This window comes from Pseudomonas sp. YuFO20, from assembly GCF_035064975.1.
Classification (GTDB): domain Bacteria; phylum Pseudomonadota; class Gammaproteobacteria; order Pseudomonadales; family Pseudomonadaceae; genus Aquipseudomonas; species Aquipseudomonas putida_AE.
In genome coordinates, this window is the sequence record NZ_JAXDEO010000124.1 from 1 (window position 1) to 4,700 (window position 4,700).

At 62.7% G+C, this 4,700-nt stretch carries 2 protein-coding genes and 1 tRNA gene; all 3 read left to right on the forward strand.

Annotated elements, in window-relative coordinates:
- Positions 1-278 precede the first annotated feature (278 nt).
- The 3 genes from SOP85_RS30690 (at position 279) to SOP85_RS30700 (ending at position 4,570) form a co-directional block, all read left to right on the forward strand.
- Positions 279-355: transfer RNA gene (locus SOP85_RS30690), tRNA-Met, on the forward strand.
- A 277-nt stretch (positions 356-632) separates the two neighbouring features.
- Positions 633-3,275, forward strand: coding sequence for a bifunctional lysylphosphatidylglycerol flippase/synthetase MprF (mprF, locus tag SOP85_RS30695; protein WP_323629364.1), 2,643 nt, complete (start codon positions 633-635; stop codon positions 3,273-3,275).
- Positions 3,275-4,570, forward strand: a complete 1,296-nt coding sequence (locus tag SOP85_RS30700) for a virulence factor family protein (RefSeq protein WP_323629365.1) — start codon at positions 3,275-3,277, stop codon at positions 4,568-4,570. Before mprF ends, SOP85_RS30700 begins: the two co-directional genes overlap by 1 nt.
- The last annotated feature ends 130 nt before the right edge of the window (positions 4,571-4,700 follow it).

The following is a 4,700-nucleotide window of genomic DNA, read 5'->3' on the forward strand; positions in this document are numbered from 1 at the left end:
GGTAGCTCGTCGGGCTCATAACCCGAAGGTCGTCGGTTCAAATCCGGCTCCCGCAACCAAACATCAAAAAAGGCTACTCGAAAGAGTGGCCTTTTTTGTGCGCGTCAGTTTTGTCATCGGCATGCCACAACTCGCAGCACGCTATTATCAGAAATCGTTCAGATTCCGAAACTTAAGTCACCTCCTCCCCTGTTTTGCCCTTTCTCACACTTATTTGACCCAATTGGGGATTAACGGTTGACACCCCGGCGATTCTCTATAGAATGCCGCCACACAGACGCGGGATGGAGCAGTCTGGTAGCTCGTCGGGCTCATAACCCGAAGGTCGTCGGTTCAAATCCGGCTCCCGCAACCAAACATCAAAAAAGGCTACTCGAAAGAGTGGCCTTTTTTGTATCTGTTGAAAAAGTCCTTTCGCAACAATGACCTGTCACTCTTCAGTGAGCCCTCCGGGTCACCGATTCACTGAGTTCCGACTATGCTCAATCCCAGGCTGAGCCCTCTACGACTGTCGACGAACCGTTACCGGGACTCGGTGCCGGGCGTTAATATTTGTGATTATTTTTTTCTACAGGGATTGGTAACTTGGCTGGATACCCCCATCCTGTCGCGCACAATCCAAGAGGTGATTGATGCGCGCCAACTCGTCTGATCCACAAGACACCGTCACAGCGACACAACCGATCAAGGCGCAACGCCTGCGCTTGCTTGATCGAATCAGCAAATACCGCCAACCCATCGGCCTGGCGGTCACCCTGTTGTTGTTCACCATCGCGCTGATTGCCTGTCGTCACCTGTTGAGCGAGCTCGACCTGAACGCGTTGCACGACTCGATCCTCGAGGTTCCGCAACCGGCACTGCTGGGCGCGCTGGGCGCTACCGTCGTCGGTTTCATCATCTTGCTGGGTTACGAATGGTCCGCCAGCCGCTACGCCGGCGTGAGCCTGGCACCGCGAACCCTGGCACTGGGCGGTTTCACCGCTTTTGCCATCGGCAATGCCATTGGCCTTTCGATGCTGTCCGGCGGCTCGGTTCGCTACCGCCTGTATGCGCGCCATGGCCTTGGGGCGACCGAAGTCGCGCGCATGACACTGTTCGCCAGCCTCTCGCTCGGCTGCGCCCTGCCCCCGCTCGCCGCGCTGGCGACACTCAGCGACCTGCCCGACGCTTCCGCCGCCCTGGGGCTTTCGCAAGTCTTGCTGGGCACCCTGGCGACGGCTGTGTTGCTGCTGTTCACGGTACTGGCCATCGGCATCTACCGCCGTCGCCTGCCGGAACAACCCTACGCCGACAATCTGCTGGTCAGGATCGGCCGCCGCACCTTGCGCCTGCCCGGGCGCCGCCTGACCTTCCTCCAGTTGATCATTACCGCACTGGACGTGGCCGCCGCCGCCACCGTGCTCTATCTGTTGTTGCCGGAGGCGCCGCCGTTCGGCGCGTTTCTCCTGGTTTACCTGCTGGCCCTGGCCGCTGGCGTGCTCAGCCATGTGCCGGGCGGGGTCGGTGTGTTCGAAGCCATCTTGCTCGCGGCCTTCTCCGACACACTCGGCGCCGCACCACTGGCTGCCGCCCTGCTGCTCTATCGCCTGATCTATGTGGTGCTGCCGATGCTGGTGGCCTGCCTGTTCCTGCTGATCAGCGAAGGCCAGCGTCTGTTCCAGACTCGCCAGACCCTGCGCGCCGCTTCCGGCCTGGCCGCGCCTATCCTGGCGGTGCTGGTCTTCCTGTCCGGCGTGGTCTTGCTGTTCTCCGGCGCGACCCCGGAAATCGACACGCGCCTTGAACACATCGGCTTTCTGATCCCGCACCGCCTGGTCGACGCTTCGCACTTTGGCGCCAGCCTGATCGGCGTGTTGTGCCTGTTGCTGGCCCAAGGCCTGCGTCGTCGCCTGTCGGCGGCGTGGATGCTGACCACCATTCTGCTGCTGGTCGGCGCCCTGCTCTCCCTGCTCAAAGGGTTCGACTGGGAGGAAGCCACTCTGATGGTGCTGACGGCGAGCCTGCTGGGGGTTTTCCGCCGCTCGTTCTATCGCCCCAGCCGCCTGACCGAACTGCCGTTCTCGCCCCTTTACCTGGTGGCCAGCGTGTGCGTGCTCGGCGCCTCGATGTGGCTGCTGCTGTTCGCCTATCAGGACGTTCCGTACAGCCACCAACTCTGGTGGCAGTTCACCCTCGATGCCGATGCCCCCCGTGGCTTGCGCTCGCTGCTCGGCGCGGCGGTCCTGCTGGTGGTGGTGTCCCTGACCTGGTTGCTGCGCACCGCACGCCCGGTGATCCACCTGCCGACACCCGATGAGCTTGCGCGCGCGAGCAAGATCCTCATGGCCTCCGCCCAGCCGGATGGCGGCCTGGCCCTGACCGGCGACAAGGCGCTGCTGTTCCACCCCAACGACGAGGCGTTCCTGATGTACGCCCGCCGCGGCCGCAGCCTTGTCGCACTGTATGACCCGATCGGTCCGGGGCAGCAACGGGCGGAAATGATCTGGCAGTTCCGCGACCTGTGCGACATCCATCACGCCCGCCCCGTGTTCTATCAAGTGCGCGCGGAGAACCTGCCGTACTACATGGACATCGGCCTGACCGCGATCAAGCTTGGCGAAGAGGCCAGGGTCGATCTCGTGCGCTTTGACCTCGAGGCCAAGGGCAAGGAGATGAAGGACCTGCGCTACACCTGGAACCGTGGCACCCGCGACGGCCTGTCGCTGGAGATCCATGAGCCGGGCCAGGCGCCGATGGAAGAGCTCAAGGTGATTTCCGATGCCTGGCTGACCGGCAAGAACGTGCGCGAGAAAGGCTTCTCTCTCGGCCGCTTCAGCGACGATTACCTCAAGCACTTTCGCATTGCAGTGATCCGTTTCGAAGGACGCCCGGTGGCGTTCGCCAACCTGCTCGAGACCTACGGCCATGACCTGGCCAGCCTCGACCTGATGCGCGCACACCCGGACGCCCCCAAGCTGACCATGGAGTTCATGATGGTCGGCCTGATCCAACATTATAAGAGTCACGGATACGCGCGCTTCAGCCTGGGCATGGTGCCGTTGTCGGGGTTGCAACCCCGTCGCGGTGCACCGCTGACCCAGCGACTGGGCTCGATGGTATTCCGCCGTGGTGAGCAGCTCTACAACTTCCAAGGCTTGCGCCGCTTCAAAGACAAGTTCCAGCCTGACTGGGAACCCCGTTATATGGCCGTGCCCGCCGGACTCGATCCGCTGGTTGCCTTGGCCGACACTGCCGCCCTGATCGCGGGCGGCTTGACTGGATTGGTGAAACGCTGATGATTCAACGCTCCCTGCGCTATGTACTGGGCACCCTGGTAGTGGTGGCCCTGATTCTCGGTGGTGGCTACTGGTACCTCAAACGCCCGGCACCGGAACCGACCCTTGAGCAATTGACCCCGAACGACGGCGCCGCGATGACCCGGGTTATCCCTGGCACCACGGCAAAAGCCCAGGTGCTGGTGGCGGTCAATGAAGAACAGAAACTCAGCGACAAGCAATTGCTGACCCTGAGCCGCAGCGGTTCGGCAGAGATTGTCCAGGTGATCCTGCCCAAGGACTGCCTGCTGCAAAGCCGCGCCCTGCAGTCGGGCCTGCGGGAACTGAAAGGCCCGGCCACGCTGGTCAGCGGCATCGGCCCGGGCGCGGTGCTGGCCTGGCGCTGGTTGTCCGAGCAGAAGAACGACAAGGCCCAGGCCGTGTCGGTGGACCTGGCCCTGGAAAAACCCGGCTGCACCCACCTGCTGCCGAAAAGCGCCGCCCATGGCCATTGGCTAGTGGCGTGGAACGACAACCCGGACGACACCAGCGCCGGCTTCGTGCGCGACCAGCCCAACGCTGAAACCAGCATCAGCGACTACGACATCAACCTGCCGCAAGTGCTGAATAACGAACTGCGCAAACTGCTGGTCGGTGGCGACAAGGACGCGGGCGGCTTGCAGATTCCAGTGGTAGAAGTGCCCGCCGGCCAGGCCAAGGACACCGTGACCCTGTTCCTGTCGGGTGATGGCGGCTGGCGCGACCTCGACCGCGACGTGGCAGGCGAGATGGCCAAGATCGGCTACCCCGTGGTCGGCATCGACACCCTGCGCTACTACTGGCAGCACAAGAGCCCCGAGCAAAGCGCCCTGGACCTCGCCGAGCTGATGCAGCACTACCGGCAGAAATGGGGCACCAAGCGCTTCATCCTGACCGGCTACTCGTTCGGCGCCGATGTGCTGCCAGCGATCTACAACCGCCTGGCAGAGTCCGAGCAGCAGCGCGTCGACGCCATTATCCTGCTGGCCTTCGCCCGCACCGGCAGCTTCGAGATCGAAGTCGAAGGCTGGCTCGGCAACGCCGGCAAAGAAGCCGCCACCGGCCCGGAAATGGCCAAGCTGCCCGCCGCGAAAGTGGTGTGCATCTACGGTGAAGAAGAAGTGGATGAAAGCGGCTGTACCGACAAGACCGCCGTGGGCGAAGTCATCAAATTGCCCGGCGGCCACCACTTCGACGAAAACTACCCGGCCCTGGCACAGCGGTTGGTGGGCGTGATCCAGAAGCGCCAAGCGCAGGAAACAGAAGCTCAGGAATGATCTGAGCCGCACAAAAAAGCCCCCGCAGCCTTTTGGTTGCGGGGGCTTTTTTATGGATGCGTGATGTCCCCAAAAGATCGCAGCCTGCGGCAGCTCCTACAGGGGAATGTGTACACCTGTAGGAGCTGCC